19 protein-coding genes are annotated in these 26,607 nt (G+C 58.5%); 11 read left to right on the top strand and 8 right to left on the bottom strand.

Annotation, left to right across the window (positions count from 1 at the left end; genetic code table 11):
- Nucleotides 1-98: 98 nt before the first annotated feature.
- The 6 genes from Poly24_RS14475 to Poly24_RS14450 all read left to right on the top strand — a co-directional run bounded on the left by Poly24_RS14475 (nt 99) and on the right by Poly24_RS14450 (nt 5,237).
- Nucleotides 99-1,109, top strand: coding sequence for a Gfo/Idh/MocA family protein (locus Poly24_RS14475; protein WP_145096548.1), 1,011 nt, complete (start codon nt 99-101; stop codon nt 1,107-1,109).
- Entirely contained in the window at nt 1,109-1,903 is a 795-nt protein-coding gene (locus tag Poly24_RS14470; RefSeq protein ID WP_145096545.1) for an SDR family NAD(P)-dependent oxidoreductase, read from the top strand. Before Poly24_RS14475 ends, Poly24_RS14470 begins: the two co-directional genes overlap by 1 nt.
- A gap of 583 nt (nt 1,904-2,486) precedes the next feature.
- Nucleotides 2,487-3,353: a sugar phosphate isomerase/epimerase family protein gene (locus tag Poly24_RS14465; protein WP_197451913.1), complete on the top strand. Its 867-nt coding sequence runs from the start codon at nt 2,487-2,489 to the stop codon at nt 3,351-3,353.
- A 322-nt stretch (nt 3,354-3,675) separates the two neighbouring features.
- Nucleotides 3,676-4,170 carry a thioredoxin family protein gene (locus tag Poly24_RS14460; RefSeq protein ID WP_231753146.1) on the top strand — a complete coding sequence of 165 codons (495 nt, stop codon included), beginning with the start codon at nt 3,676-3,678 and terminating at the stop codon, nt 4,168-4,170.
- Nucleotides 4,171-4,274: 104 nt separating this feature from the next.
- Nucleotides 4,275-4,805 (top strand): hypothetical protein, encoded by a 531-nt coding sequence (locus tag Poly24_RS14455; protein WP_231753145.1) that lies wholly within the window; start codon nt 4,275-4,277, stop codon nt 4,803-4,805.
- A 213-nt stretch (nt 4,806-5,018) separates the two neighbouring features.
- Nucleotides 5,019-5,237: an addiction module protein gene (locus tag Poly24_RS14450; protein ID WP_145096539.1), complete on the top strand. Its 219-nt coding sequence runs from the start codon at nt 5,019-5,021 to the stop codon at nt 5,235-5,237.
- Nucleotides 5,238-5,433: 196 nt separating this feature from the next.
- Here Poly24_RS14450 and Poly24_RS14445 read toward each other — a convergent pair whose 3' ends face one another.
- Nucleotides 5,434-8,427, bottom strand: coding sequence for an FtsX-like permease family protein (locus Poly24_RS14445; RefSeq protein ID WP_145096536.1), 2,994 nt, complete (start codon nt 8,425-8,427; stop codon nt 5,434-5,436).
- Between the two features lie 613 nt (nt 8,428-9,040).
- Between Poly24_RS14445 and Poly24_RS14440 the strand changes: the two genes are divergently transcribed.
- Nucleotides 9,041-9,814 carry an ABC transporter ATP-binding protein gene (locus tag Poly24_RS14440; protein WP_231753144.1) on the top strand — a complete coding sequence of 258 codons (774 nt, stop codon included), beginning with the start codon at nt 9,041-9,043 and terminating at the stop codon, nt 9,812-9,814.
- Nucleotides 9,811-12,606, top strand: coding sequence for an ABC transporter permease (locus tag Poly24_RS14435; RefSeq protein ID WP_145096533.1), 2,796 nt, complete (start codon nt 9,811-9,813; stop codon nt 12,604-12,606). Before Poly24_RS14440 ends, Poly24_RS14435 begins: the two co-directional genes overlap by 4 nt.
- 120 nt (nt 12,607-12,726) lie before the next feature.
- On the opposite strand, the gene Poly24_RS14430 is transcribed toward Poly24_RS14435, so the two are convergent.
- On the bottom strand, nt 12,727-13,482 hold the full coding sequence (locus tag Poly24_RS14430) for a siderophore-interacting protein (RefSeq protein WP_145096530.1): 756 nt from the start codon (nt 13,480-13,482) through the stop codon (nt 12,727-12,729).
- Complete coding sequence (locus Poly24_RS14425) at nt 13,475-13,936, bottom strand: MarR family winged helix-turn-helix transcriptional regulator (protein WP_145096527.1); 462 nt, start codon at nt 13,934-13,936, stop codon at nt 13,475-13,477. Before Poly24_RS14425 ends, Poly24_RS14430 begins: the two co-directional genes overlap by 8 nt.
- A gap of 216 nt (nt 13,937-14,152) precedes the next feature.
- Here Poly24_RS14425 and Poly24_RS14420 point away from each other — a divergent pair, with 216 nt between their 5' ends.
- Nucleotides 14,153-15,361, top strand: a complete 1,209-nt coding sequence (locus tag Poly24_RS14420; RefSeq protein ID WP_231753143.1) for an alpha/beta hydrolase fold domain-containing protein — start codon at nt 14,153-14,155, stop codon at nt 15,359-15,361.
- A gap of 109 nt (nt 15,362-15,470) precedes the next feature.
- Here Poly24_RS14420 and Poly24_RS14415 read toward each other — a convergent pair whose 3' ends face one another.
- The 5 genes from Poly24_RS14415 to Poly24_RS14395 form a co-directional block, all read right to left on the bottom strand.
- Complete coding sequence (locus Poly24_RS14415; protein WP_197451912.1) at nt 15,471-16,922, bottom strand: sensor histidine kinase; 1,452 nt, start codon at nt 16,920-16,922, stop codon at nt 15,471-15,473.
- Between the two features lie 64 nt (nt 16,923-16,986).
- Nucleotides 16,987-17,640 (bottom strand): response regulator transcription factor, encoded by a 654-nt coding sequence (locus Poly24_RS14410; RefSeq protein WP_145096521.1) that lies wholly within the window; start codon nt 17,638-17,640, stop codon nt 16,987-16,989.
- Nucleotides 17,641-17,643: 3 nt separating this feature from the next.
- A complete protein-coding gene (locus Poly24_RS14405; RefSeq protein ID WP_145096519.1) occupies nt 17,644-18,804 on the bottom strand; it encodes a YHYH protein in 1,161 nt (386 codons plus the stop codon).
- Nucleotides 18,805-18,911: 107 nt separating this feature from the next.
- Nucleotides 18,912-19,628, bottom strand: coding sequence for a hypothetical protein (locus Poly24_RS14400; protein WP_197451911.1), 717 nt, complete (start codon nt 19,626-19,628; stop codon nt 18,912-18,914).
- A gap of 172 nt (nt 19,629-19,800) precedes the next feature.
- Nucleotides 19,801-22,221, bottom strand: coding sequence for an outer membrane protein assembly factor BamB family protein (locus Poly24_RS14395; RefSeq protein ID WP_197451910.1), 2,421 nt, complete (start codon nt 22,219-22,221; stop codon nt 19,801-19,803).
- An 816-nt stretch (nt 22,222-23,037) separates the two neighbouring features.
- Here Poly24_RS14395 and Poly24_RS14390 point away from each other — a divergent pair.
- Nucleotides 23,038-23,655, top strand: coding sequence for an SOUL family heme-binding protein (locus Poly24_RS14390; protein ID WP_231753142.1), 618 nt, complete (start codon nt 23,038-23,040; stop codon nt 23,653-23,655).
- A 126-nt stretch (nt 23,656-23,781) separates the two neighbouring features.
- Nucleotides 23,782-26,520, top strand: coding sequence for a phosphoenolpyruvate carboxylase (gene ppc / locus Poly24_RS14385; RefSeq protein ID WP_145096513.1), 2,739 nt, complete (start codon nt 23,782-23,784; stop codon nt 26,518-26,520).
- Nucleotides 26,521-26,607: the final 87 nt, after the last annotated feature.

Below are 26,607 nucleotides of genomic sequence, written 5' to 3'. Positions count from 1 at the left end.
GAGCCGAAGCGGGGCGTCTCGCTCTCTTTTTCAAATCGGTTTATTTATAGGGGCTGCCGCCCCGTGCGTGGTGAAACGATCGAGTACAATCTGCGATTATGACAGAAAACCCAAGCATTCTTGTGATCGGTGCCGGCTCCATCGGAGAACGCCACCTGCGTTGTTTCCAATCGACGGGCCGCTGTAAAATGGCCGTCTGCGAACCGATGGACGACCGACGTCGGGAGGTGTCCGCGCGTTATGGGGTCAACGGTTACCCGTCGTGGGAGCAAGCGTTGGAGAACGAACCGTTCTCGGCAGCCGTGATTGCGTCGCCTGCTCCGATGCACATCCCGATGGCCCGCGGATTGGCCGATCGCGGACTCGATCTGTTGATCGAAAAACCGCTCAGCTTGAAACCTGACGGCATCGCCGAGTTGCTCGAAACGGTCCGCCAGAAAAAGTTGCGCGTTGGCGTCGGGTTCGTCTACCGCGTCCTACCCGCTTTGCAAAACATGCGGGCAGCGGTTCAGTCGGGGCAGTTCGGCCGGATCGTGCAAGTCCAAGTCACTTCCGGCCAAAACTTTCCGTTCTACCGGCCTGCCTATCGAGACATCTATTATGCCGATCCGGCGCAAGGTGGCGGATTGATCCAAGACAGCTTGCCCCATCAATTGAACGCCGTCGAATGGTTTGCGGGGCCTGCCACAAAGGTTGTCGTCGATGCATCGCACGAAGTGCTCGATGGCGTAGAGGTGGAAGACACGCTGAACCTGATCGCCCGGCATGGCAGCGTGATGTCCAGCATCAGCGTCAACCAACACCAATATGTCAATGAGTTTGTGATCACGGTGTTGTGTACTGAAGGGGCTGTTCGCTGGGAGTTAAACGGCCAGCGTTGGCTCGCCGCACGGGAGATCGGCGGCGATTGGACCGAGATGGAATCGTTTGTGCATGAGCGTGATGACTATTACATTCGGCAAGCCGAGGCGTTCTTGGACCTGCTCGACGGTCGGGCCGATCCGTTGTGCTCGTTGGACGATGGTATCAGCACGCTGATGTCGACGCTGGCGATTTTGAAATCACGCAAAACAGGCAGCTGGGAAACGGTACAGCCGGTAAACATTTGATGAACGATCCAACGATTCAAAACCTTTTTGATCTCTCCGGCCGAGTCGCGTTGCTCAGCGGAGCGACCGGTTGGCTTGGCAGCGCGATGGCGCGAGCCCTTGCCGAAGCGGGGGCTTCGGTGATCGTCGCGAGCCGCGATCGAGACAACGGCATGGCCGCCGCTGCGTCGCTGCCATGCGCCGACGGCACGCAACATCACTGCGTCGTGATGGATCAACTGGATGACGATTCGATCGAACGAGGGTTTGCCGACGCGGTCTCATTGGCTGGTGGCGTCGATATCCTGATCAACAACGGCAATGCGGCGGACAGCCACGATTTGACCGACGTCACGGCCGAACAGTTCAATCGTGTGATGCGGAATGTCACCGGCTACTTTTTGCTGTCGCGATTGCTGCGAGACCATTTGGTCGGGCGTGGTGCCTCCGGCAGCATCGTTAACATCGGATCGATGTATGGACTCGTCGGTTCCTACCCCGATACATACGAAGGGATCTGCCCGGCCAGTCCCGCGTCGTACCATACGCTCAAGGGAGGCATCATCCAATTGACGCGGCACCTTGCCGTCTATTGGGCCCGCGACGGTGTCCGCGTTAATTGTCTCAGTCCCGGTCCCTTCCCGACGCAAAAGGCGCCGCCGGAAATGGTCGAGCGGCTGAAGACCAAGTCGCCGATGAACCGGATGGGCTTGCCCCACGAAGTCAAAGGGGCCTTGCTGCTGTTGGCGAGCGATGCAGGCAGCTACATCACCGGCCAAAACCTCACGGTCGATGGTGGCTGGACCGCTTGGTAGTCCAGCCCGCGAACAACGGCTCTCATCGTCAACGCGCAAGCCAAGTCGTTGGTTCCGTTTTGAGGCAGCCTGCGCCGCGCGATAGCCTCCGGTTCTCTTGAACAACGCAGCAGGGGCGCGTGGCCGAAAATTTGCCCGAGCAGGGCTGATCAGTGTTTGTGCTTAGGCAATTTAGCCGCCTCGCGCTAGCGGCTTGTCGTTTTAATGAGCCGTTTGGGCGTTAGCCCCGGTTCCGCCGCCACCCAACCGGGGCTAACGCCCAAACGGCTAATGTAAGGAAGCTGGTTGTGATTAAACCGACAGACCGCTACCGTCCGGTTCTCCAGGTAAACCGGCCGCTAACGCGTGCCGGCTAATACCTCTAATTGAAACACTGAATAGCCCTGTTTGCCCGAGCACGATACTTAACCGCAACGTGTTGATTCGTGCTAAGATGAGCAGCCCCACCTATGGATTCCTTCCGATCGGTGAAACGGTCACAGCGACAATTGCTGCTTCACGATGGCGGCGGTTGTTCCTCTAGATGCCCACATCAAACGATGTTGGCAACGTCACCCCATCTCTCCACAAGAGCGACAGAACGATGAAAAGAAGAGATTTTTTAGCTACAACGACGATTGCCTCCGCAGGCTTGCTTGCATCGCAGCCGCGACTTGCCACAGCGGACGAGAAGACCGACGGAATGAAACTTGGCCTGGTGACCTACAATTGGGGACGCGACTGGGACGTTCCGACGTTGATTCGCAATTGCGAGGAGACCGGATTTCGCGGCATCGAATTGCGCAGCACGCACAAGCATGGCGTTGAAATCTCGCTGGACGCGGGGCAGCGCAGCGAAGTCGCCAAACGTTTCGCCGATTCGGACGTCGAATTGGTCGGACTGGGAAGCGCTTGCGAATATCACTCCCCCGATCCAGCGATCGTGAAAAAGAACATCGATGAAACGAAGCAGTTCATCAAGTTGTGCGCCGACGTTGGCGGCAGCGGAGTCAAAGTGCGTCCCAATGGGATTCCGAAAAATGTTCCCATCGAAAAGACGTTGAATCAGATCGGAATGTCGTTGCGTGAGGTCGCAAAATTTGGGGCCGAACATGGCGTCGTGATTCGGTTGGAGGTGCACGGACGCGACGGCTCTGCGGAGCTGCCCAACATCCATCGGATGATCGAGGTCGCCGATCACCCCAACGCGGTTGTCTGCTGGAACTGCAACAACTCCGATCATTCCGGCCAAGGCCTGCAGCACAACTTCGACTTGGTCAAAGAAAAGATCAACGTCGTCCACATCCACGATCTGCGATCCGATATCTACCCGTGGGAACAGCTCTTCGCAATGTTAAAGCAGGCGAAGTTCACGGGCTGGACCCTGTTGGAAGACGGGAAAGTTCCCAACGACATCGTTGCTGCGATGCACGAGAATCGCAAAGTCTGGGACGGTCTTGTCGCCAGCTGATTCGTTCTGACTCTTCTCGTTAGCAGCAACTTGCGTTGCCTGTAAATCGCCACGCCACTTCCCCTGTCGCGATGAGTGCCGATCGATATCGGCAGGGCTGAGGTGGCTCATTTAGTGGCGGCTGGCGATACCGATCGCCTCGCCCACAGCTCTCGCGTTCGTCAGCTCGGCTGCGGTTTTTCAAAAAAACTGCGCCCTCATCGGTTCCGGTTTGTGCCTTAGGACTGTCCCAGATCTGCTGGACGTCGCCGCCAGCACAGGCTGGTGCGTGTCGCGTCGCACAACTTTCCTACAAGCGCACCCGATGACCCCTGATGATTCCGTGAGTAACGCTTCGTCTCTAACCGATGCTCCGACAAACGCCTCCAGAAAAAGGTTCTTCCACTTTTGGCGGTGCTTCTGGCTGGCGTTTCTTGTCATTTCACTCGGCTACGCTTGGTACTGTTTCTACGTTCCGACAAACCGCGTCGCTTGGGCCGACGATTTTGATACGGCGCAACAACAAGCGGTCGCCGAAGGCAAACCGATGGTTCTCTTTTTCACGAGCCAGTGGTGCGTTCCGTGTCGGATCATGAAACGGACCGTCTGGGCGGACGACCAGGTTTCGGCGGTCGTCAATGAATCGCTGATCCCTGTGACGATCGACGTTCACGATACTCAAGCGGCTGCGACGATCGATCGATACCGCGTGAAAGCGACTCCGGTTACGGTCGTTACCGACTCGAACGGGAATGTGCTGCAGTGGAAGCAGGGAGGCATCTCCAAAGCCGATTTCTTGGATTTGCTTGTTGGGGAGAAACCTTCCACTGACAGCTAGTTGGCGGCCCGGCGGTTTTGCGCGAACGATTGCTGTTGGGATGGTTGGTGCTAGTCGATTACCATCGTTCAACGATGTCAAACAGATAGGATATTTGAGCTTCCATGAGACAGACCGCCCCGAATCCGTCAGATTCCGAGCCGATGCAGCTGTATCTTTACGAGCGGAAACAGCGACATACCGCATTGGTTTTGTTGTTCAATATGGTGGTCCTGTTCGCAATGTATGGTGCCGCTCACAAATGGATCGAACCGGGCGAAGCAAGGGATCAGCTGTTTTATTGGATCAACATCGCGGTCCCCGTGGTCGAAGTTTGTTTATTGCTTTTGGCCATCTACTTTTGGATGAACAATGGCAGATTCCGAATGTCGGTCGACAGGAATCGATTCACGATCGACGACCCGATTTCGAAGACCTATTCGTTTTCGGTGCCGGTGAGTGAGATTGAAGGGATCCGCCAAACATATCGAAATCACACGAACTACACGACGACCGTGATGTATTTGAATACGGGGGAAACGATCCAACTCACTCCAAACTACAGCTACAGTCGCCGAGCGCTCTATGACGCATTAAAAGAGGCGAACCCCACGATCCAATTGCCCGAACATCCGTATCGCTTTAAGCAAGTGTGAGCATCAGAAGCCGTGCAACGACGATTTCGTCCGGGCCACGCAGCGATTCTAAGAAAACGCCGCTATCGACTGACTCGGCGAAGGTGACGCTGTTTGGGGAACGCGGCACGACTGAACGTGGCTGGTCGAGCGTCGTCCGGCAATGGCGTGGCCAGCGAGGCTTGGAATGGAAGGTTGTTCAACCTGCTGTTACAATCTTCCCGGAGGAACGCCATGAACCTTGAAACCATTATTGACGGGCTTTCCCGCGATCAGCAAATCATCGCGATGGAAATGCTCTGGAAACGGCTTTCACAAGGCCCAGACAACACCGCGCCACCGACATGGCACCGTGACATCGTCGCCGAACGTGTCGCGGGGCTGCAAGACGGCACGGAATCGCTTAGCGACTGGGCCGATGTAAAGAAACGCCTCGCCGACCGCTTGCAATGAAGATTCGGATCACCAGGGGGGCCGAACACGATCTTGAACGGGGAGCCGATTTTTACAACCAAATCCGGGCGGGTCTAGGAGTCTTTTTTCACGACTGTCTCGCATCGGGCATTGGTTGATTCTCTGCTTCTCTACGCGGACATGCGGTTTGTTTCACATGGTTTGCCGAAAGTTGACGTTTCTCGCTGACGTCCGCCTACTGCGTCGCCCTTCCCGCTTGAAGCAGGGCCAACGGTTCGGCGCGGCCGGTTCGCATCGCGGGCCATAGGCCGGCCAGCAGGCAGAGGATCAAGGTCAAGGCGAAGCCGAAGCTGAGTTGGCTCCAGGGGATGCGGAACGAAGGGGGCCCGGCGAACCAGCCGCCAAACTGTGCCATCCCAACGCCACACCAACCGGCGACCAGGCCAAAGGTCAGGCTGAGCAGGCAGGCGGCCAGGGCGATTAGCAGCGTTTCGGCAAAGACCAGCCGAATCAATTGACCGCGGGTCACACCGATCGAACGCATCACGCCAAACTCCCACGTTCGCGATCGAACCGAAGCGATGATCGTGTTGACCACCGCCAGCGACATCACCACCAGGGTGATCAACGGCATGTAGCTCATCCCCCAGATCATTCCGTCGGCATGTTTTCTGATGGCCTTGCGGACCGTTTCCGTTGCCGTCATCCGAGCGAACGGCCGGTACGCTTTCACTTCTCCCACACCGGTCGCCTGAAACGTTTCCCCCGCCTGTTCCTCGGCGATCGCTTGGAATCGCGCTTCCATCGTTTTCAGATCCTGCCCCGATTCAAAGTTCACCCAGAAGAATTCGGTCCGCGGCAGGTGAAAGTCGGTTTTGACAGCGGATCGGTCGGTAAACAAGAGGGTGCCGGTACGGACAAAATGTCGACGGACGCCCGAAAACTTGGTCATCCATTGCCATCCAGGCAACGAGACGATCCCAGCGATCTCGTAGCGGACACGCTCCTTTTCGGCGGCGGGTGGAATCAGAGTCACGGTGTCGCCGATCCCCAGCCCCGAAGCCATCGCAAAGTCTTCCGGGATCACACAGTGCCCGCCGTCGGCCAGCAGTTCGATCGCAGAATCGCGGTCCCCCGCGACAAATTCGACGTCGGCGATCGGATGCTCTCCGGCAAAGGCGGCTCGCGGATCGAGTCCAAAGACGATCCCGTTGTCACCTCCCATGCGCAGCCGCTTCGGCGGTCCCACGTCGCCCCAATCGAACTTCGCCTGCTCGATCGCCAGCGGCATCACCTGGTCCGCTTTCACACCGTCGACCTCCGCGACCCGCGATTCCTCTTGCTCGGACAGCCCTACCGGATGAAACGCCACCAACGCGTCGGGCATCCAATCGCCCGGCGTGAACGGGACCAGCATCGAATAGCCCCAAGTCTGAGTCGACGCGAACAGCCCCAATCCGACCGACAGCGCCAACGTCGCACCAACGCCGCGCCACAGGTTGCTGGCCAATTGAGTCTTCATCATCCGTTGGTCCAATCGCAACAGACGCGTGACCAGGGGCGCAAAGATCCGTTCGCACAACACAACGACCGCTGGGGCCAACAGGATCATGCCAATCAACAGCAGAGGGTAGGTAACAAACGAGTAACACCATTTGCGCGCCTCATCCGACAGCGGCATCGCGAAGACGGTGATCGGAGTCGCGGTGACCATCACCAAACCGAGAACTCCCAACGCGAGCCACCAAGAGAAGCGAGGCGACGCGGTGCGCGGCGACATCGCGTCCAACGGTTGAATCCGCATCGCACGCCAAGCTGGCACGATCGCGGCTCCCAGCGCTCCGACCAACACGGTCACTCCCGTCAATAAGACGCAGCCCCACCCCAACACGGCGCCGGAGCTGAACAGGCCGGGAAGCAGGCGGCTGCCCACCAACACCATCAGCCACCCCGCCAACAAACCTCCGCCCCATCCGACCATCGCCAGGACAACGCTTTCGATCGCGATGATCCCAGCGATCTGAGACCGCGTTAGCGCGACGGCACGCAGCATCGCAAACTCTCGGGCCCGCTCGCTCACGCCCATACTGAGCGTCGAAAAGATGATGAAGATCGCGGCAAGTGAAGCCATCCCGGTCGCGGCCCAAGCTTGCGATTGCTGTCCCGAGACGCTGCGACTCGATTCCATCCCGCCGCGGACCGCTTCGAAATCGATCAGTTGCATCGCCGGTCGGTGGGAGGCAAATCGCGTCTGCCAAGCTTCGCGAAACTGATCGACCGTGACGGTGTCGCGCAGCGCGACCTGAAGCACCTCCGGTTTCGCTTCATAACCGTTGACCTTGGCGGCAACCGTCGGGCGAACATAAAGAGCATCGGTTGCAATTCCCGATCCGAAACCGGTCGGCAACTGGATTTGCGATCCATCGGACGTTTGCGTCGGATTCGCGACCCGTCCGCCAGAGCCTGCCGGTCCGTTCGCTTTGCCGCCTGGCGGTTTTGCCGATATATCACCGCCGCGACCGGGACCGCCTTCCACCTTCTCACCGCGGCTGGGTCCACCGCGTTTGCCGCGCCCGCCTGGAGCATTCAATGAAGGTGCCAAGTCGACTTGTTCAACGATCCCGATGACGCTCAGGTTGACTTGATTACCAAAGCTGGTGACCAGGATCTCGTCTCCCACCGCAACTTCTAATTCCTTGGCAACCTGTTCGGCCACCACCACCGTGTTCGCCTCGTTTTCACCATCGAGCCAAACGCCGTCGACCATTTCATAAGGTGCTTCGGCCGCCGGAGTGCTGACCAATTTGGGACCGATCGGCGGGGCTCCATTGACCGGCGGTCGGCTGCCGATCAACAGCCCCAACGGCGTCGTATCCACTTCGTCGTCCGAAGCCTTGGCGACGCGCGTCGCCGTGACGCGATAATTGCTGGTCGGGTTGACCTCCAGAACGCCCGCGTCCTGTTCCAGTTCGTCGATCAGCGCCGGCGGAACCGCTGGCGCCGATGCACCGGGAGGCCCAGCCGGTTTGGCCATCACCAACACGTCGTAACGACCAAGATACTTTCCGGCATTCTCATCGAACTGGCTGACCAACGCGTCGTAACCGCTTGCGACCCAGACGACGGCACATGTCGAAGCGATCACGCCGAGCGTCGTGATGACGGCGCGACCCGGATGGCGACGCAGTTGGGACGAGACGAGTTTGAAGAGGAAACGGAGATTGGTCATGGGGGGCAATCGTTTGCAGATGGGATCATTTCAGGTGGGGGCAGAAGCACCAGGGCAAGCTCGTCTTGCACATCGCGTGCCCAACACCGATGGCTGATCGTTTTTTGCGGCCACCGCGACGGAAAGTCGAACCAGGCCGACAAAATTCCATTGGTGGCCTGCCTTTTGCTACTTGGCGTCTCCACAGTAATGCCGTCCCCTTGGCGACATTCCGTTTTGTCATCCATCCCCAACGCTGGCGACTGTCTGGGGGTGGAAAATCGTGTTTAAACTGCCGGTTGCCCGACCGTGGGCCGCGACGGAATTTCCGCCGCGCGTGGCGGATCTTTCATCGGGGAGGTCGCCTGAAGGTTCGACTTCAACACAACAATCCAATTTGCGCGGAGATCGCCTGAAGGCTCGACTCCAACACGACAATCCAATTTGCGCGGAGATCGCCTGAAGGCTCGACTCCAACACGACTGTCCAATTTGCGCGGAGGTCGCCTGAAGGCTTGACTCCAACACGACTGTACAATTTGCGCTGAGGTCGCCTAAAGGCTTGACTCCAACATGGCGATTCAACCTTCGCTTCCCGCTGTTCCCTCTCCCCATTTAGCCCCTCAAGAAAACACGTGCTTCAAACGAAATCCTCTTCCCAAGCCATCCCGTTGGACGTCCAGCAAGTTGTCAAGAAGTATCCACAAGGAGGGAGCGTCGTGCATGCGTTGGACGGTGTCAGCTTATCCGTCGAGCCCGGTGAATTCGTGGCGATCATGGGAGCAAGCGGTTCGGGCAAAAGCACGCTGCTGCATGCGATGGCCGGTTTGATCGACGTCGATGCGGGGCGCGTTCTGGTCGCCGGCCAGGACCTGTCCCAGCTGGCCGATGGTCCGCTGACCCGGTTCCGCCGCGACAACCTCGGGATCGTCTTTCAGGCTTACAACTTGATCCCCAGCCTCTCGGCGGAGGACAACATTCGATTGCCAGCGCCAAAGAGCTTGGGCAAACAGCTCGACGCCACCGTCGATGAACTCTTCGATCGCTTGGGGATGACCGCGCGACGGCACCATAAACCGGGAGCGCTCTCCGGGGGCGAGCAGCAACGGATCGCGATCGCTCGGGCGCTGATCTGCAATCCAACGATCCTGTTGGCGGACGAACCGACCGGCAGCCTCGATTCGGTCACCGGTACGCAGATTTGTGAATTGCTGCGCGACTTGGTCGACAACCAAGGCCGCTCGATCGTGATGGTCACCCACGAGCCGCACGTTGCGATGTGGGCCGATCGAATCTGCGTGCTCAAAGATGGAACCAACCTCGCCGAGCTGCAGACCGACGGCAGCCGCGATCCACAGACGGTCGCTCGACAGTACCAAGAGGCACTCGGTGCGGAGACGGTTGCATGAACAAGATCCTACAACTCGCCATCGCCTTCTTGCGCGAACGCAAAGCCCGAACGATCCTGACCACGATCGCAACCGCTGCGGCGGTCAGCATGGTGATCTGGGTCACCAGCAGCTACGAAGCACTTCACAAAACCTACGATGAATACGCCAACCTGGCGCTCGGTCGCTACGAACTGGCGATCGCGCCGATCAGTGGTGAACCGACCGATTTCGTTTCTCCCGAATCGATCGCTCCGCTGTTGGATGACCCTGCCGTCCTTGCTGTCGATGCGATGTGGGCCGGACGGATCTCGGTGCTGGAACTAAAAGACCAGCCGCTCCCAGGCGACCAGCCGGGCGGTGGCGGCGGTTCGGGTTCGGGATCGAACAGCCCTCTGCCGTCGCTGATGTTTCTCGCCACCGATGCTCCCGAACCGCCGTTCGAGATGCTGCAAGGCGAATGGAGCGATTTGACGGCAGAGGATGCGAGCGGTGAACTGCCCAGCATCGTTGTTCGCGCCGATGTCGCAAAGCGGCATGGGATTGCCGTCGACGATCGCCTGACGCTCGAACTGCCGCGACCAAACCAAGCGGGAGAAACGACGCTACCGGTTCGCGTCGGTGGGATCGTCAACGCGCCGACGCTCTTCGGCGCTGGCTCGGCGGGCATCCCGATGTTAACGCCTAGCTCGGGGCAAGCATTCCTCTCGGTCCCCCTTGTGGAACGCGTCACCGGTGAGCCGTTTCAAATCAGCTTGTTGGGCGTCGCCGTCGATCCCGAGGCGGACATCACGAAGTTCCGCTTCAGCTGGGGGCCGCGGTTGAGCGACCATTTGGTGCCGCTGCAGTTCCAGCAAGCGTTCGAGATCGAAGAGGCTTTGGACCAAGCATCGGCCGCTCAAAACGTCCGCATGCAATCGTACGCGGCGACCGGCGTCGCGATGTTGGTTGCGATGCTGGTTATCTTTTGCTCGCTGAGCATGGGGGTGACCGAACGAATTCGCCAGTACGCGATCTTGCGAGCTGTCGTGCTGACGCGCGGGCAGGTCGGTCTGCTGATCGTGATCGAAGCGTTTGTGTTGGGCAGCATCGGGCTGGTCGCGGGCATCGCTTTGGGTTGGGGACTGTTGAAGGTCGTCGAAAGCCTGTTCAGCAGTTTGCTGTATCACGGCGTTGGTTTTGGGACGAGCAGTCTGACCCTGGCGGCGGTCGCAGCGATCGGCGGGGCGTTGTTGGCGTCGATCATCCCGGCCTATAACGCGACGCGCGTCAAACCAGTCGACGCGATGGCACCGCGGCAATCGTCGACCGACGCCTCGGCGGTGACGTTACCAAGTCTTGTGATGGGATCGGTGCTGTTGGCGATCGGACCGTTGATTGCGTTTGTCTTTCCGCCGAGCGAAAGCAGGATCTGGTTGGCGATGGCGGCAAGTTTCGCCAGCATCGCGATCGGATTTGTGGTCCTCGCCCCGTCGATCGTCGTCTTCGTCGACCGTTTGCTCGGTCCGCTGCTGGCACGGATCTTCGCTATCGATACGAAGCTCTTGGCCAGCCAAGTCACCAACAATATTTGGCGGACCGTCGGCGCATCGGTCTCGATGGCGTTTGGGCTAGGTCTGTTTGTCGGGATTCAAGTCTGGGGCTTTACGATGCTGGAAGCCTTTGTCCCCGGCGACTGGACGCCCGACGCCATCGCGGTGATCAAGCCAGGGTTGCCGGTCGATCAGGTCGATAAAATCGCCGCCTTGGCCGATGTCGACGCCAACCGGTGCTTGCCGCTGGTCGTCGAGCAACCGCGGTTGGTCGACGACCTCACCGGCAGCGCCGACCGACCGTCGGTGATTCGGCAGGATAATGTCATCATCGTGGGCTTGGATCCCGAAGGCGCGTTTGCCGGCGAAAACCCGCTGCTGCAACTCGATTGGGTCGCAGGAAATCCAGATCAGGCTGTGGCGAGGATGAAGCAGGGGCATGCATGTATCGTCCCCGACCACTTCCTTAAAGAAACCGGTTTGAAGGTCGGCGACACTTTGGCGGTTGATCCCCCTCGCAATGCCGGCGCGACCGCGGTCTATACGATCGCCGGTGCCGTGCGGTTACCCGGCTGGCATTGGCAAACCAAACTGACCGGCTTGAGACCGCGAACCCATCGCGCCGCGGCGCTCATTTTTGCCGACTACGATTCGGTTGCCGACGACTTTGACTTGCCGGTCGCTTCGCACGTCTGGTTTTCTTACACCCGTGGCGAAGCGGATGTGGAAGCTATCGAACGCGCGATCTCGGGGATGGTCGACGCGTTGGAGATTGACCGAACCGGAGACGAAGAAATCAGTGCGCGCGTTGTATCGATCGAAAGCATCCGCGCCCGACTGCTCAACGGTGCTCGACGCTGGTTGTGGATGATCAGCGTGCTGCCACTGGTCACGTTGCTGATCGCCTGCATCGGCGTCTTGAACGTGATCCTGGCATCGGTCCGTGCGCGGCGATGGGAGTTTGGCGTCCTGCGTTCGATCGGCTTCACCAGCAGCGAACTGGCCCGCGCGATCCTTGTCGAAGGGTTGATGATCGCCTTGGTCGCCGGCGTCTTGAGTATCGGCTTCGGCATCCTCAGCGGATGGTGCGGCGCCGCGTTGGCGCAGTACGTCAGCTTCTTCGGCGGACTGCATCCACCGATGGTCATCCCCTGGTTCCCAATCGTCATTGGCGTGTTGATCGTCCAGGTGTTGGGCCTCCTGACCGCCGCTTGGCCCGCGATCACGATTCGCCGAACCCGGCCGATGACCCTGCTGCAAGCCGGCGGCGATTTCGCTTGAGTTGGAGTCGAGCCTTCTTTTGGCGAATTCACCGACGGGCCGCCGCTGATGCGCGACGGCCCGTCGAGGTGTGGTTGTGGGAAGCGAATCGATTCGTATCCGCAAAGCCTTCGACGGGATCTAGGAAACCGCAGCGGCGTCCTGCTCGCTGTCGTTGCGTTTAGCGACTTTGTGTTCGTCTTCGGTTTGGCCGATCTTCCAGTAGCTCGACAGATAGAGATGGGAGTTCGGTAGGTCGGCTCGCTGTTTCAATAGCCGCCTCAGGTTCCGCATGCTGTTGAATTCGCAAGCGGCCCAAACCGCGGGGGTGCCTTCCAGCCATGGCAACGCTTCGACTTTCGACGGCAGGAACTCTCCGTTGGGATCGGGATGCGGGTTGATCTCCCATCGCAGTTCCATCTTTTCGGGATGGTCTAGCGATTGGATGTCGGATTCGCTGGGCACCTCGATCACAGCGTATCCGACCGCGTCGGCGGGCAGCTTGCTCAGGTTGACGCTGATTGCGGGAAGAGCCGACATGTCGCCTGCTAACAGAAACCAATCGGCCTGATGCTGGATCAACTTCTTCGGCCCCGGTCCACCAACCAGAATACGGTCTCCAGGTTGCGCGTTGACCGCCCATGTTAAGGCGGGCCCCTTTGCGTCGTGGATGGCAAAGTCGACATCGATCTCCGTCGGACGTTGATGTCGGATCGTGTAGGTTCTCAGAATGGGACGTTTCCCCTCGCCTTGAGGAAAGATCAATTTGATATAGGCGCTCTCCTGATCCTCCGGAAAGGATGCAAGCGCGTCGCCGCCAAACGTGACCCGCAACATATGTTCGGTGAGCGAAGTCGTGCGGATCACTTCGAGTTCGATTGGAGTAGGTTTAGCCATCGCGTTGAGTTCCTCTCTTGGAAGTGCCGCCGTCATCGGAATTCTCCATCATCGCGGCGGCGATGCGGATGAAGGTTTTGATTTCTTTGCTACTTAGACCGTGGGTCATTTGCGCCGCCGCCTGTTTCTCCACCACTTCGAGTTTCGCAAGGATCTGTTTCCCAGCGGATGTTAGAACCAGGAAGTGGCTGCGGCGATCTTGCGGATTCGCCATCTTGTCGATGAGTGCGGCGTCGGTCAGTTCGTTGAGGAGGCGAGCCAGTTGCCCTTTGTCCTGGTTCATTCGCTGGGCAATCGAACTCGCCGTACACTCGGGAATCCGGCCGATACATTTCAGGACGCGGAGTTGGGTGATCGGAAGCGAAATTTGCTGCGATTCGATGCCTGCGCGGAGCTGCCGTTTGTAGGCATGCATCAAGCGGTGCAGGGTATCGCTGAGCGAGGGTTCAGTCATCTTGGACTCCACGAATAGTTGACACTGTCAACATTGTTGCATGACGGTTGACTTTGTCAACTATCGGGTTCTTGCCTGCGTGGCGGCGATCGCGGCAAAAATGGTGCGCGGTTGTGGTTACTACCGGACTGGGCGTCTTTTCGATCGCACGACATTGGAGGTGCTACAATCGGTTTTCCACCGAAACATTCGCCTTCTTAGAGTGTTGATAGGAATATGAAATACAACTTCGCCCTACTGCTTTGTTCTTCATTGATCGCGTCGGCTGGATTCTGTCAGGAGTCAGAAAGGCCAGCGGGGGCGTCTGCCGATCGCCGGGCGGCTTTGCTGAAACGATTTCCTGAAAGCGATACCAATAAGGATGGCGTCCTGTCGGCTCGCGAATTGGCCGCCCACCTGCAGAAACAGCGGTCTGGACCGGAGGGGAAAGAGCGACTGAAGCAAATGTTGAAGCGATTCCCCAAAGCCGACGCGAACAAAGATGGTGAATTGAGCTGGGAGGAGGTGCGGGAATACCAAGCGGCCAACGCGACCAATCGGTCAACGCAGACGCGTCGCAGTCGCGCCCCCAAGGTTGTCGCCCCGGTTCCCGATGTCGCTTATGGCGATCATCCGTTGCAGCGGTTTGATCTCTGGCCGGTCCCCGATGCCAAAGGACCGACGCCGCTGGTGATCTTCATCCATGGCGGTGGTTTTCGCGGCGGCGACAAATCGCTGATTCGCCCCGACACGATCGACAAGTTTCTCGATGCCGGTGTCGCCGTTGCCGCGATGAATTACCGGCTGTCCGATTCGGGCCCCTATCCGATCATGATGCACGACGCCGCTCGCGGCCTGCAAACAATCCGGCATCGGGCCGACCAATGGAACATCGATCCGCAGCGCGTCGTCTGTTTCGGCGGTTCGGCCGGTGCGGGAATCAGTCTCTGGCTGGCCTTCCACGACGACCTAGCCGACCCCAGCAGCGACGATCCGGTCGCGCGGCAATCGACGCGCATTGTGGCGGCCGGAGCGATGAACGGCCAACCCGCGTACGACATCCACCTGTTTCGCGAATGGTTCGGGCTCCCCGATCTTCAGCCGGGTCCTGCCCTACCCGCCTTTGTCGGAATCGAAGACGACTCGGAATTCGACAAGCCCGAGATCCGCGCGTTGATGAAAGACGCCTCGCCGATTTCGCACCTCTCCGACGATGACACCGCCGCGGTTTACATGTTCTACAGCCGTCCCAACGTTCCGGTGAATCTCGAGACCGAATCGTCGGTCTGGGTGCACCACGTGCGATTGGGACTGGAGCTGCAGAAAGCGATGAAGCCGCTTGGTCTGCAATGCATCGTCACCGCTCCCGACTTCAAAGCCGACAGTCCCTACGACTCCTTGGAAGCCTTCCTGATCGCCAAGGCATTAGGTGCAAGCGAGAGGTAAGCGAGTATTGCAAGGCCGGACGCTCTCCATGGCGTGTTTATTGAACCGAACACACGGATCAACGACGCATCGGGGAGGTGTGGTTTTTACACGCTGGTTCTGGCTTGTCCTAAATTAGATCGACGGGTTCCTTTACAGGATCGCGGGGGCGATTGCTGGCGAGCGGGAGATGGACGGTGACCGTGGTTCCTCGATCCAGTTTTGATGCGATCTGCATCGTGCCGCCGTGGTTGGCGATGATTCCTTGAGCGATGGATAAGCCGAGTCCGCTGCCGCCGTGCACCCGCGACCGCGCTTTGTCGGCTCGATAGAAGCGTTCTGCGACGTGAGCGAGGTCGGATTCGCTGATCCCAATTCCGTTGTCCTGCAGGATCAATTCGACCGACGGTCCAACAACGGCTACGGAAAGCAGCACCTCCCCATGGGGACGGTTATAGGCGACGCTGTTCTTCAGTAGATTGAAGATGACGCGTTCGATTTGCTTTGGATCGCCCACAACGATGGCGGGCACAAGTTCGCTGCGAAGATTCACCTCCGCCTGCTGTGCCACGGGACGCATCAGGTCGATGCACCGCGCGGCGACAAGATCGACTCGTATCGACGTGTGTTCGGTCGGCTGGCTCGAAAAGTCGAGGCGAGCCAAGGTGAGCAGCGATTCGACGAGATCGGACAGCCGTTTGCTTGCGGAGCTACAGGTTGTCAGCGTCTTGACGTATTCTTCGGAGGTCCGCTCCCGTTTCAGTGCGAGTTCGATTTGAGACTGGATCACCGCCAAGGGCGTACGCAATTCGTGCGACGCATCGGCGGCGAACTGACGTTGTTGATCAAACGATCGTTCCACGCGATCGAAGGCTTCGTTGAGGATCGTCGCCAGTTGACCTAGCTCCGACTCGGTCTCCACGACATTGATCCTCGGCGACATGTCGGCTGCGGAAAAACGGGAGGCGGCATCGGACATCGCCGCGATCGGACGAAGCACCGACCGCGCCAGCCACCATCCTCCGCACAGCCCCGCCGCGAGGATCAGCATTGCAAACGCAGCGATCCGCATCGCGAGTCGATTGAGCTCGGCTATCTCTCTGCCGATGTCTCGTCCGACAAGGATCAGCGATCCCGCCGGTCCGACGATTCGGACTTCGCGAAGGATCGCGTTTGGCCCGTGTCGCGCGGGCGCTTCGAGCTGCGTTTCACTCGATTCCAGCGAAAAGCGTTCCGGCAACCGCTCCGATTTCAGTTCCCGACCATCTTCCAGCCAGATGCCGAAGTAGGGTTCCGGTTGGTTGTCGCGTCGGTCCGCAAGCTCCCGGGGAAGGGAGAGCCGCAGATGGTCGTCGGCCGCAAGAAGCTCGCTGATCGGGCGCTCGGTTGTATCGAAGCCCCGCAGATCGAAACCGCGTAGGCTGCCGTCGAGCACGCGCGCTGCGGAGGTGAGTTCGGCATCGATTTCATTCAGCCGCGCGCGACGCGCTTGGAGAAACCACGCCGTGCAAAGTCCCACGACGACGCTAACCAAGATCGCGGCATGCCACATCTGCAGACGCCAGGCGATCGATTGGGTCAACGAACGTCTGGGGGAATCGTGGGCTGGCTGTGGGCGACCGTCGACGGAGAGATCGCGGGGGAGGTTAGGTTTCGATGATATAGCCATGTCCTCGACGTGTGGTCACGAAGTTCTTGCCAAGCTTCTTGCGAATGTTGTAGATGTGCACGTCGACAAGGTTCGAGAGCGAGTCTTCGTTCTCATCGAAGACATGATCATAAACGGTGCTGCGCGACACGAGTTCACCTCGATTGAGGGCCAGTAGTTCAACGAGTGTGTATTCCCGAGCCGTCAGGTCGACGGGGCGTCCCTCTTTTTCAACCGTTCGATTGGCCGTGTTGATGACGACCGAACCGATGACGATTTCGGCCTTCGCTTGACCGTGACTTCGCCGGATCAGAGCTCGAACGCGAGCCGATAGTTCGGAGAGCGAAAAGGGTTTGCACAAATAGTCGTCGGCCCCGCGATCGAGCCCCCGCACGCGGTCCTCCACCGTATCGCGGGCGGTAAGGATGAGCACCGGCGTGGCGTGCGTCTTCCGCAGTTGGGCGAGCAGTTCCCAACCGTCGAACTCCGGCAGCATCAAGTCGAGCACGATCGCATCGTAGCTCCACTGCCTCGCCTTCTGCAGACCGGTCCGTCCGTCGGCGGCTTCGTCGACGGCGTAGTGTTCTTCTCGCAGCGACATCGCAACGGCGTCTCGTAGACCGGGCTCATCTTCGACGACTAGGACTCGCATCAATCAACCCCGGCGTGGAGGCCGACGGTCGTTGGGCCGCGGTGGTGGCGGCCCTCCGCCGCGGCGATCGTCTTGGCGGGGACGTCGCTTGTACGTTTCCGTTCGCGTGTTGCCATCGGGTTCCTTGTAGATGAACTTCCAGGTCTCCGCATCGACGGGCGAATAGGTAACCGTTCCGGTTTGGCCCCGCAGCCGATACGTCAACACGGATTGTTCTTTTGACGTCTTAAAATCGGTGATCGTCGCGCCACGCAACGGTTGCAAAGCGGGACGTAGCGGTGAGTCACGCGGCTGTGGTTCGATCTGATCGCCGCGAACCGTCACGACACCTCGCATCCCGCCGTTGATATAAGGATACGTTGTCGTGGCATGATAATGATATCGCCCCTGGGGATCAAATTGGCCATTGAACTCGTCCAGCTTGCCGACGGGAGAACCATCGGCCTCGGTCAATCCGTAGATCGGAAAGCCATCCAAGGCGAAGGCGATCGGATTGCCGGGGCCCACAATTTTCTGGAGATGAACCGGAGCGACGTGATAGTGGTAGTCGTCGCCTCTGCCGCAGTGGCCGCCAAATTCATCCAGCTCGCCGGCGAGAAAGGCATCGTCGCCGCGGTTGTTGAGTGCATTGAAGATCGGGACTCCGTTGACCGCCAGCGCGATCGCACCTCGATAGAGATTGTCTTTCGCGGAGATCGGTTTATCTGCCAACTTGGGTTGCAGAGGAATCTGCCAGGCGTTGTTGCCGGTGAAAGGTTGCGGCAGTGGCACTTGTTGTTGCCACGATCGGATCCCAACCATCATTCGGTGGTCCGGTAAGCCATTGGATTCGACAAACAGGGTGTTGGCATCCCAGCGAACCTTCAGGTCGTTAAATTTCTTAAAGTGTTGGGCAATTGCTGGCTCGTCGTTTTGGGTGCTCACCAATGTCGTCCCGATCAGAATGTATTGAGGCGATGTATTGATTTGTTCGATCGCCTGTTGAACCTTGGGCTGGGGAGTCTGGGAATGATCGCGTTGATCGGAATGGTTGTCGGAAGCGTGCGAATGCTGGTCCGTTGAATGTTGGTGACTGTGGTGCTGATGCCATTCGTGCGCCGGCACGGAGAGTGGCACAAGCATCGCGAACGCCAGACCAAGCGATAATCGAAACGTCGATATCATGTTGAGTTCTCTTACTTATCGAGGGCGAGTTCAATGGTTCTTTGCGCGCGGCAAGCGTTGCCGAGTGTTCGGTTCACGCGCGGCGGAACGTTGTGGTTGAGATCAAATCAGTTCGATTCAAGGATGGGAAACCGCTTCGGTTGGCTTCCGTCGGGAGGTGAATCGACTGTCAACCGAAAGAGAACGGTGTTATCGAGTTCCAGATCGTCGGCCCAAATGAACTTCGCCCCTTCGAAATCGTATTGGTAGAAGGGACGCTTGGGCCTTACTGTCTGTTCGTCGTACGCTTTAGCCGCCTGCCACGAAGAGTCATCGAAATCGATAGCGAACCAGCTCTCGGGGAGCTCTTCGTGGACGACTCGCGGATTGCGGGTGTCTCGGTCGATCGGTCCGTAAGAGACCGACTTCGCCTTCCAATGCGGTCCGGTCACCGTGCCGTCGGCCAGCTTCAGAATGAACCCGCCATCGCCGATCTGCGTGTTGTTGTATTCCATCCCTGTCTTGGCATCGGCGTTGTCTTTTGCGATCACCGCCAGGGTCATCGGGTACTTTGGGAAGACGTCGACTGAAATCACGTTGTGCGGCATGAACCGGATCGAATCGACAGCGACCAGTTCGCCATTGATGTAAAGCGAGAACCAATTGTCTGCGTAGACGTTCAGTCGCAGCGTGTCTTCGATCTCCGGTTTTTCGCCTCCGCCGGGCCGAGGTGGGCGGCGACCTTCGCCACGCTGTGCCAAACTGGCCCCAGTCGTCCAAAGGACGGTCGTGGCAATGGCGACCAGCAAAAGGGCTGTCGCTGGCTTTCGATACGATTTGTTCATGGGATCACCCAACGCGATGAGGTTTGTTCTGGTCGAGCCTCCGTGGCATCGTTTCAGGTCATCTTAGAACGGCGTACCTGAAGTTGAGATGAAGCGTCGCTGCAAAAATATTTTCACGACACGCTACCAAGACAGAGCCGCAAGCCCATTGGTCCGCCAGTTGGCGTTGCGATCATTGTTCCAGCAAGAACTTCCACATCCGCGGCGATTGCGTCCGCCAACTGACCCAGTCGCTACCGGTGGCGGTGGCTTCGGTCGTGACGTCGTGCCCGCTGTCGGCGAGGATCTTTGCGACATTCACAGCCTGGAGGCCCATGTTCCAGTTCTCCGAAGGATTGCGGAATTCATACCGGCTTCTTTGCACAAGAACCTCGCATCGCTCGTTCGGCAATTGGGCGAGTTGCTGGAACATCGGGTGCATCATTTCAAACGCGAACAGGGAATGGCAGCCCACCGCCCCGATCTGATCGCTTACCGGAAGCGTGGCCATCAGCGCGAGCGACGCACCAAATCCGCCGCTCAGGCTCGCGCGGTCCTTTCGGTCAGCGGAGGTGCGGTATTCGCGATCGATCATCGGAATCAGCTCTTTGGCAAAGAACTCGGCATAGCCCTTCGCTCCTTGCATCGGATAGAACCGCCAGTCGATGAAGACAACGACGGCCGGACGAACCGTTTTCGATTGAATCAAGCGATCGATGATCGCCACTTGGTTGCCACTTTGTATGGCGGATTTGCCATCGTGAACAAAGACGACGGGGTAGCGGTCTTCGGATTGCGAATAGTTGGGGGGCAGATAGATCGAGAGGTCGACCGTCTGGTTCAGTTCGTCGCTTTGCAATGGTGTCTCATCGATCGAGCCAGCGAGTTTGTCGCTCGGGGCATCGACGTCGGTCGATTCGTCATCGACGACGTTCCCTTTGTCGAACCAGGAAAGTTCAAGCGACGATTTGGCCTTCCGGAAGATCGGCTCCATCTCGCCCGCGACCAGACTGCTGGTGACGTGACGATCCGACACCGGATCGAGTACCGGTTGGTAGTCGGCATAAAAGACGTACGAAAGCCGCGTTGCGTCGGGGATGCGGACTCCAAAATAGAACAACTTGGTTCCATCGACGCGTTGCATCACCCGTTCTTGCCGCATTCCAAACAGTTCGCTGGCCACGGCAACGTCGGTGTAGTCGCCTTGCAGGATGAAGTGGACGAAATCGCCGTCGATCAGCGGCAGCGACTTGCCTTTCAAATAGCTGTCGATGACCGCTTGTTTGTTGTCCGATGCGTCGACGGTTTTCAAGAACGATGCGAAACCAGGCGACAGCTGCGACCCTTCGGTGGCGACCGATTCGGCCCGCGTTCCCGGTTGGATATCGATCCGAGCGATCGCGCCGAGGCTGCGCAGATAGATCGAACGCCCCGCGATCGAAGGTAAGGCCCACATCAGTCCATCGGTTCCATCGTCACCCTTTTCAAAGACTTGCACCTTCGTCACTTCATCGTAGCCATCTTCGGAAACGTCGCCGATGTGCAGCGAGCCATCGATCGTGGCAACAACTAACCTTCCGGCGACGGTCGCGAGGAAACCGTTGCTGGGCGAACGGGTTCGCCACTGTTGGTCCCCTGTTTCGGGATCGACGGCGACGAGGAAACGGGAGGAATACGAACAGAGCAGCCCGCCTGACATGACCGGCACACAGTAGGAGTTGCGAATATTGCGTCCCGACCAGCGCTCGGTGGCCCCGTTGGATTGAAGGTTCAGGCTGGTGGAGCCATCTCGCATGTCATTAATAAAGAGTCCTGAACCAGGCAGCGGAACCGGAAGCACAGCCGAGGCTCCGCCGTGCGGTCGGGACCAAATGACTTTTCCTTCGGTTGGTTCGATGGCGAACAGCGTCGTGTTCCCTGCGACGAAAATCACCGATTCTCCATCGAACGGAACCGGCACAGCGGACTGGAACGCGACGCCATCTTTGCCCGCTTTCCATTTGACTTCGCCCGTTGCCGTGTCGAATCCCATCACCGCGCTGTCGTCGGATCCGACGGGGAGGATCAGCATGCCAGCATGCACGATCGGCGACGCACCAAATCCGTAGACGTTTGATGCCGCGGAATATTCCTTCTTCAAGTCGTGCTGCCAAACCACGCTCCCATCTTCCAATGCATACGCCGCCAGGATGCCGTGAGGCGAAAGGTGATACGCGCGAACATCATCTGCGGCAGGCGTCGCCACCGGACCGTCAAACGATCCGTTCGCCCCGATCATGACTTTCCCGGTCGGCGCTTTCCAGAGCGTCTCCCCCGTTTCGGCTGACATCGCAAAGACGTATTCCTGGTCGGCTTCTACATCTGCCATCGCAGACACCAGCAGGCCACCCGATTTCACGACACCGGAATAGCCACTGCCAACCGGCTGTTTCCAAACCACCTTCAATTGCAGCGGTCCACTGGCGAGTTCGGTATCGTCGATTGCCGCGGAACCATCGTGATGGGGCCCGCGAATCGAAGGCCAGTCGGCTGCGATGCTCGCAACGACAAACAGCCCGCATGCGAAGAATCCAACTAGGCAGGGACGTATTAGCTGACTTGTGTCGGGGATCATGAGCAGCGGCCAGTGGGTAAGATGAGTAGAAATTGGTGTGAACCAACCGATGCAAAACCGGACCGGCACCACGTCGTGATTCGTTGACGTGTCCATTGTTTATGTGTCAGCAGGGCAGTGTCAATCCGACGTCGATGTGTCGGCGACCAGGCCGAGGGCCTAATTTCCCAGCGACACGTGGTTTGAATTGCATCACGCGTTGGCCGTCGGATGCTTCAAGCGTTCGACTCGGAGGGGCATTCGTCGCAATGGTTGGCTGAGCCGCGCAGCAATCGCTTCGACGCGTTGAGACTCAGGAGCCCTTGCGGCTCTGTGACGAAGGTTTTGGTTTTGCGTCTTGTCGCAACACGGCTGTTGAGCGTGGCGAAGGGGCGCTCCCTGCTAAGCCGTTCTGTTCGCACGTCGGGGGCGCGTTCCGACCCTAAGTGGTGGATTATTTTTGCCGGCCGGCAAATTTTTTTCTGCTTGATTTGACACGAGACTGGACGGTGGTTCTGTGGTCACCAGAAGAGTGGCTGGCGATCGGTTATTGGCCCCCCACGTAGCAATCATCGCGATGACGTGGTGTCGTCCTGGCTTTCGAACGCATCGTTCGACGAGGCGTACCGACACGCAAGCAATTTTGCGCAAGTGGGATTCTTCCACTTAATCCGAGCCGCAAAGTGGTGTTGGTTTCCGTAGTGAACGATGCCAAGAAACGCTGGTCAACGTCTGAGTCGCGTCTATGATCCTGGCGAGGGGAATCATCTGCATGCTTCACGCCGGGTGAAGTGGGCAGGGGCGTCCGACGATTCGTGTGCGATGAAGGATTTTGAAATGAGAAAAGTGAGCGGGATCGGCCTGGCCGTACTACTGGCGGCATTGTTTTTAGCGGGGAAAGGGCGCGCCGACTACGAAACGGCTGCGTATGATGTTGTCGAGAAAGAGGGCGAATTTGAGATTCGCGACTACCCCGAGCTTGTCTTGGCGAGCACGGCGATGGGGGCTTCTGGAGGCAACGGAAGCTTCATGCGGTTGTTTGGCTACATCAGTGGATCGAATCAAGCAAAACAGAAGGTTTCGATGACAACCCCTGTATTCATGCAACCGTCGGTAGAACAAGACGCTGGAATGATGAGTTTTGTCGTTCCGAAGCAGGTCGCCGAGGACGGAACCCCCGCACCTTCGCGGCAGGATGTGAACATAACCAAGCGACCTGCAGGGCGTTTCGCGGTGATTCGATTCGCCGGTCGAATGAACGACACGATGCGAGAGGAAGCGGAACAGAAACTTCGCGGTTGGATCGAAGCGAAGGGGTTGAAAGCTGGCGATTCGATGGAATATGCCAGTTACGATCCCCCTTTCACCCCGGCTCCGCTGCGTCGAAACGAAGTCTTCTTGCGATTGCAATCGGATAAAGTGGCGACCGAAACGGTTCAAGAACCGTCGCCATAAACGCAGAAGAAAAGAGATGGGAAATTATCGAGAGGGCGGACACTCGATGGATCTCGACTTACCAAAGCCAGAATTGGATTGGCTTGCCTTTTTGATAGACCTTAAGAAAACCAGTTGAAGCTTCGAATGAACCCATCGATAGACAATGTAAAAGATACGCAGCTGCGCGATGAGATCAGTTACCTCGGTGCGATGCTGGGGGAGATCATTCAGGATTTCGAAGGGCAGGACGCGTTCGAGCTGGTGGAAGAGCTACGGCGGCTGGCGTGGGAGCGCCGCGAGGGGAGCGAGTCGGCAGAGCAGGAGATGCTCAATCGGATCGCTCAGCTGGATGAACACCAATCGGCGGTCGTGATCCGAGCGTTCAGTTTGTTCCTGGATCTGATGAACGTGGTCGAGGATCGCGCTCGGGTTCGCGTGCTTAAAGAGCGTTCGGCCAAGCTGTGGCCCAAACCGGTTCCCGAGTCGATCGGCAGTGCGGTCGAAACGCTGCGATCGGGAGGGCGCGATGCCCAAGCGATGCAAACGATCGTGGATCAATTGCATGTCGAACTGGTATTCACCGCCCATCCGACCGAAGCGAAGCGACGATCGCAGCGGACGCATCTCTCGCTGCTGCGGACTCTGATGACGTCGATCGATCACGAGGCGGACCCGCAACAAAAATCGCGATTGGAAGAACAACTGCTTCGCCAAATCGCCTTGGCTTGGCAAACCGATCTGACGCGATCGCGGCGACCAACCGTACTGGAAGAAGTCGCTCGGGGACTTTCCTTTAAACCCGTTCTGTGGCGCGAGATCCCGCGGATCACCGAAGAGTTGAACCAATCGCTTGCTCAGCAGTTCGGCCCGGAGGTTTCCGCGACAAAGCCATTGATCACTTTCGGCACATGGATCGGAGGGGATCGCGACGGGCACCCCGGCGTCACCTCTCCAGTGACCGAATCGACTTTTGAGTGGTTGCGACGCGAGGCACTCGCCTTTCACTCGCGGACCTGCGAGCAATTTTCGTACTCCTTGAGCGTTTCCGAAACGCAGCTCCCCTTGCCGCCAACGCTTCGCGCGGCGATCGACGAAGCGACGCAGCAGTATCCCGAATTGGAAGCGCATTTAGCCTTCCTTCCTTCGACCGAACTCTGTCGATTGTGGCTCAATACGATTGGTTGGCGGTTGAAGCAGACCGAAAAGATGTCGCTGGCTAGCGGCACCGGAGTCCGCGGCGCGTATGCCAATGCAGAGGGTCTGCTCGCCGATGTCTCGCTGCTTGCCGATGCGATTGGTCAGACGGTGGCGGCGAAGTACCTCAGCGAAGACCTGCGAACTTGGGTGACGCAGATCCGCACCTTCGGATTTTATCTGGCTCGGTTGGATGTTCGTCAGAATTCGAAAGTCCACCGCGAAACACTCGACGAATTGTTGGTCGCTACCGGTTTGTGCGACGCTCCGCAAAATTTGACCGAAGCGGACCGCATGGCGTTATTGGAAAAGACACTCTCGCCTCAACTGCAGTTGCCGATTCAAGAGATCTCCGAAACCAGTCAAGAAGTGCTGGCGACGTTTGATGTTTTGCATCGCGTTTCGACCCGATATGGTCAGACCGGGATCGGGGCGCTGATCGTCAGCATGACCTCGACGGCCAGCGACATCCTGACTTTGTTGTGGTTGTGGCGGCATACGTCGAAGCCGTCGGTTGGTTACAAAGTCCCGCCGTTGGTTCCGTTGTTTGAGACGATCAGCGATCTGCAAGCCGCGCCCGAAATCATGGAGAGCCTGCTGCGATGCCGTTCCTATCGCGAGGCTTTGGCGGCGCATGATGATCGCCAATGGATCATGCTCGGCTATTCGGACAGCACGAAAGACGGCGGTTATCTGGCGGCCAGTTGGGATCTCTACAAGGCTCAACAAACGCTGGCCTCGGTCGCCAAAGAACACGATGTGCGGCTTACGTTCTTCCATGGCCGCGGTGGTTCACTAGGCCGCGGCGGCGGACCTGCGGCGCGCAGCATTCTGTCGCTACCACATGGAACGTTCGATGGCACGTTGCGATTGACCGAACAGGGGGAAGTGCTCGCCGACCGGTACGACGATCAAGCGATTGCGCATCGCCATTTGGAGCAGGTTGTCTGGTCGTCGCTGTTGGCGGCTGATCACGCACAACGCTCACCCGAACCGGCATGGATCGAGTGCCTGGACAGTGCGGCAATCGTCTCGTTGGCTCACTACCGCGAACTTTTGGAGGCGGATGAATTCGTCGCCTTCTTCCGCGACACGACTCCGCTGACCGAGATCGAACAACTGCCGATCGGATCGCGTCCCTCGCGTCGTAAGCCGCAGGGAGGCTTGTCCGATCTGCGAGCGATTCCGTGGGTCTTCTCCTGGACCCAAGCACGCTGCCTGTTGCCGGCTTGGTACGGAGTGGGAACGGCATTGGCGAAATTGAACGCCGACGCGCCGGACGTGGCTCGTGAGATGTATCAGCAGTGGTGGTACTTCCGCGATCTGGTCGACAACGCCGAACTGGCGCTCGCCAAATCGGACATGCAAGTCTTCCAGCACTACATGCGTTTGACGGACGGCAGCGAGGGCGAAAAGTGGATCGCCGACCGGATTCAACAGGAATATGAAACCAGTCGCCAACAGATCCTGGCCTTGAGCGGCGGGAGCGAATTGTTGGATGGGACGCCGTGGCTGAAGGAATCGATTCGCGTTCGCAATCGATTCATCGACCCTTTAAATCTGTTGCAGGTGGAATTGTTGCGGCGTCGGCGGCAATCGGATCCCGACGCGGCCTCGGGCGACAAGCAACAGATCCTGCTTCGCTTGACCGTCAACGGAATCGCCGCGGGGTTGCGGACCAGCGGCTAAGCGAAGGAGCAAAAACGATCGGCGACGCTGTCTTAGAAAAGAGAGCGCTTTGACGAGGGAAGATGCCGGAGATCGATTGTAATTTCG

It is taken from the genome of Rosistilla carotiformis, assembly GCF_007753095.1.
GTDB lineage: Bacteria > Planctomycetota > Planctomycetia > Pirellulales > Pirellulaceae > Rosistilla > Rosistilla carotiformis.
Note: the sequence above shows the minus strand (reverse complement) of the source record. Positions and strands in the feature narration are given on the sequence as shown.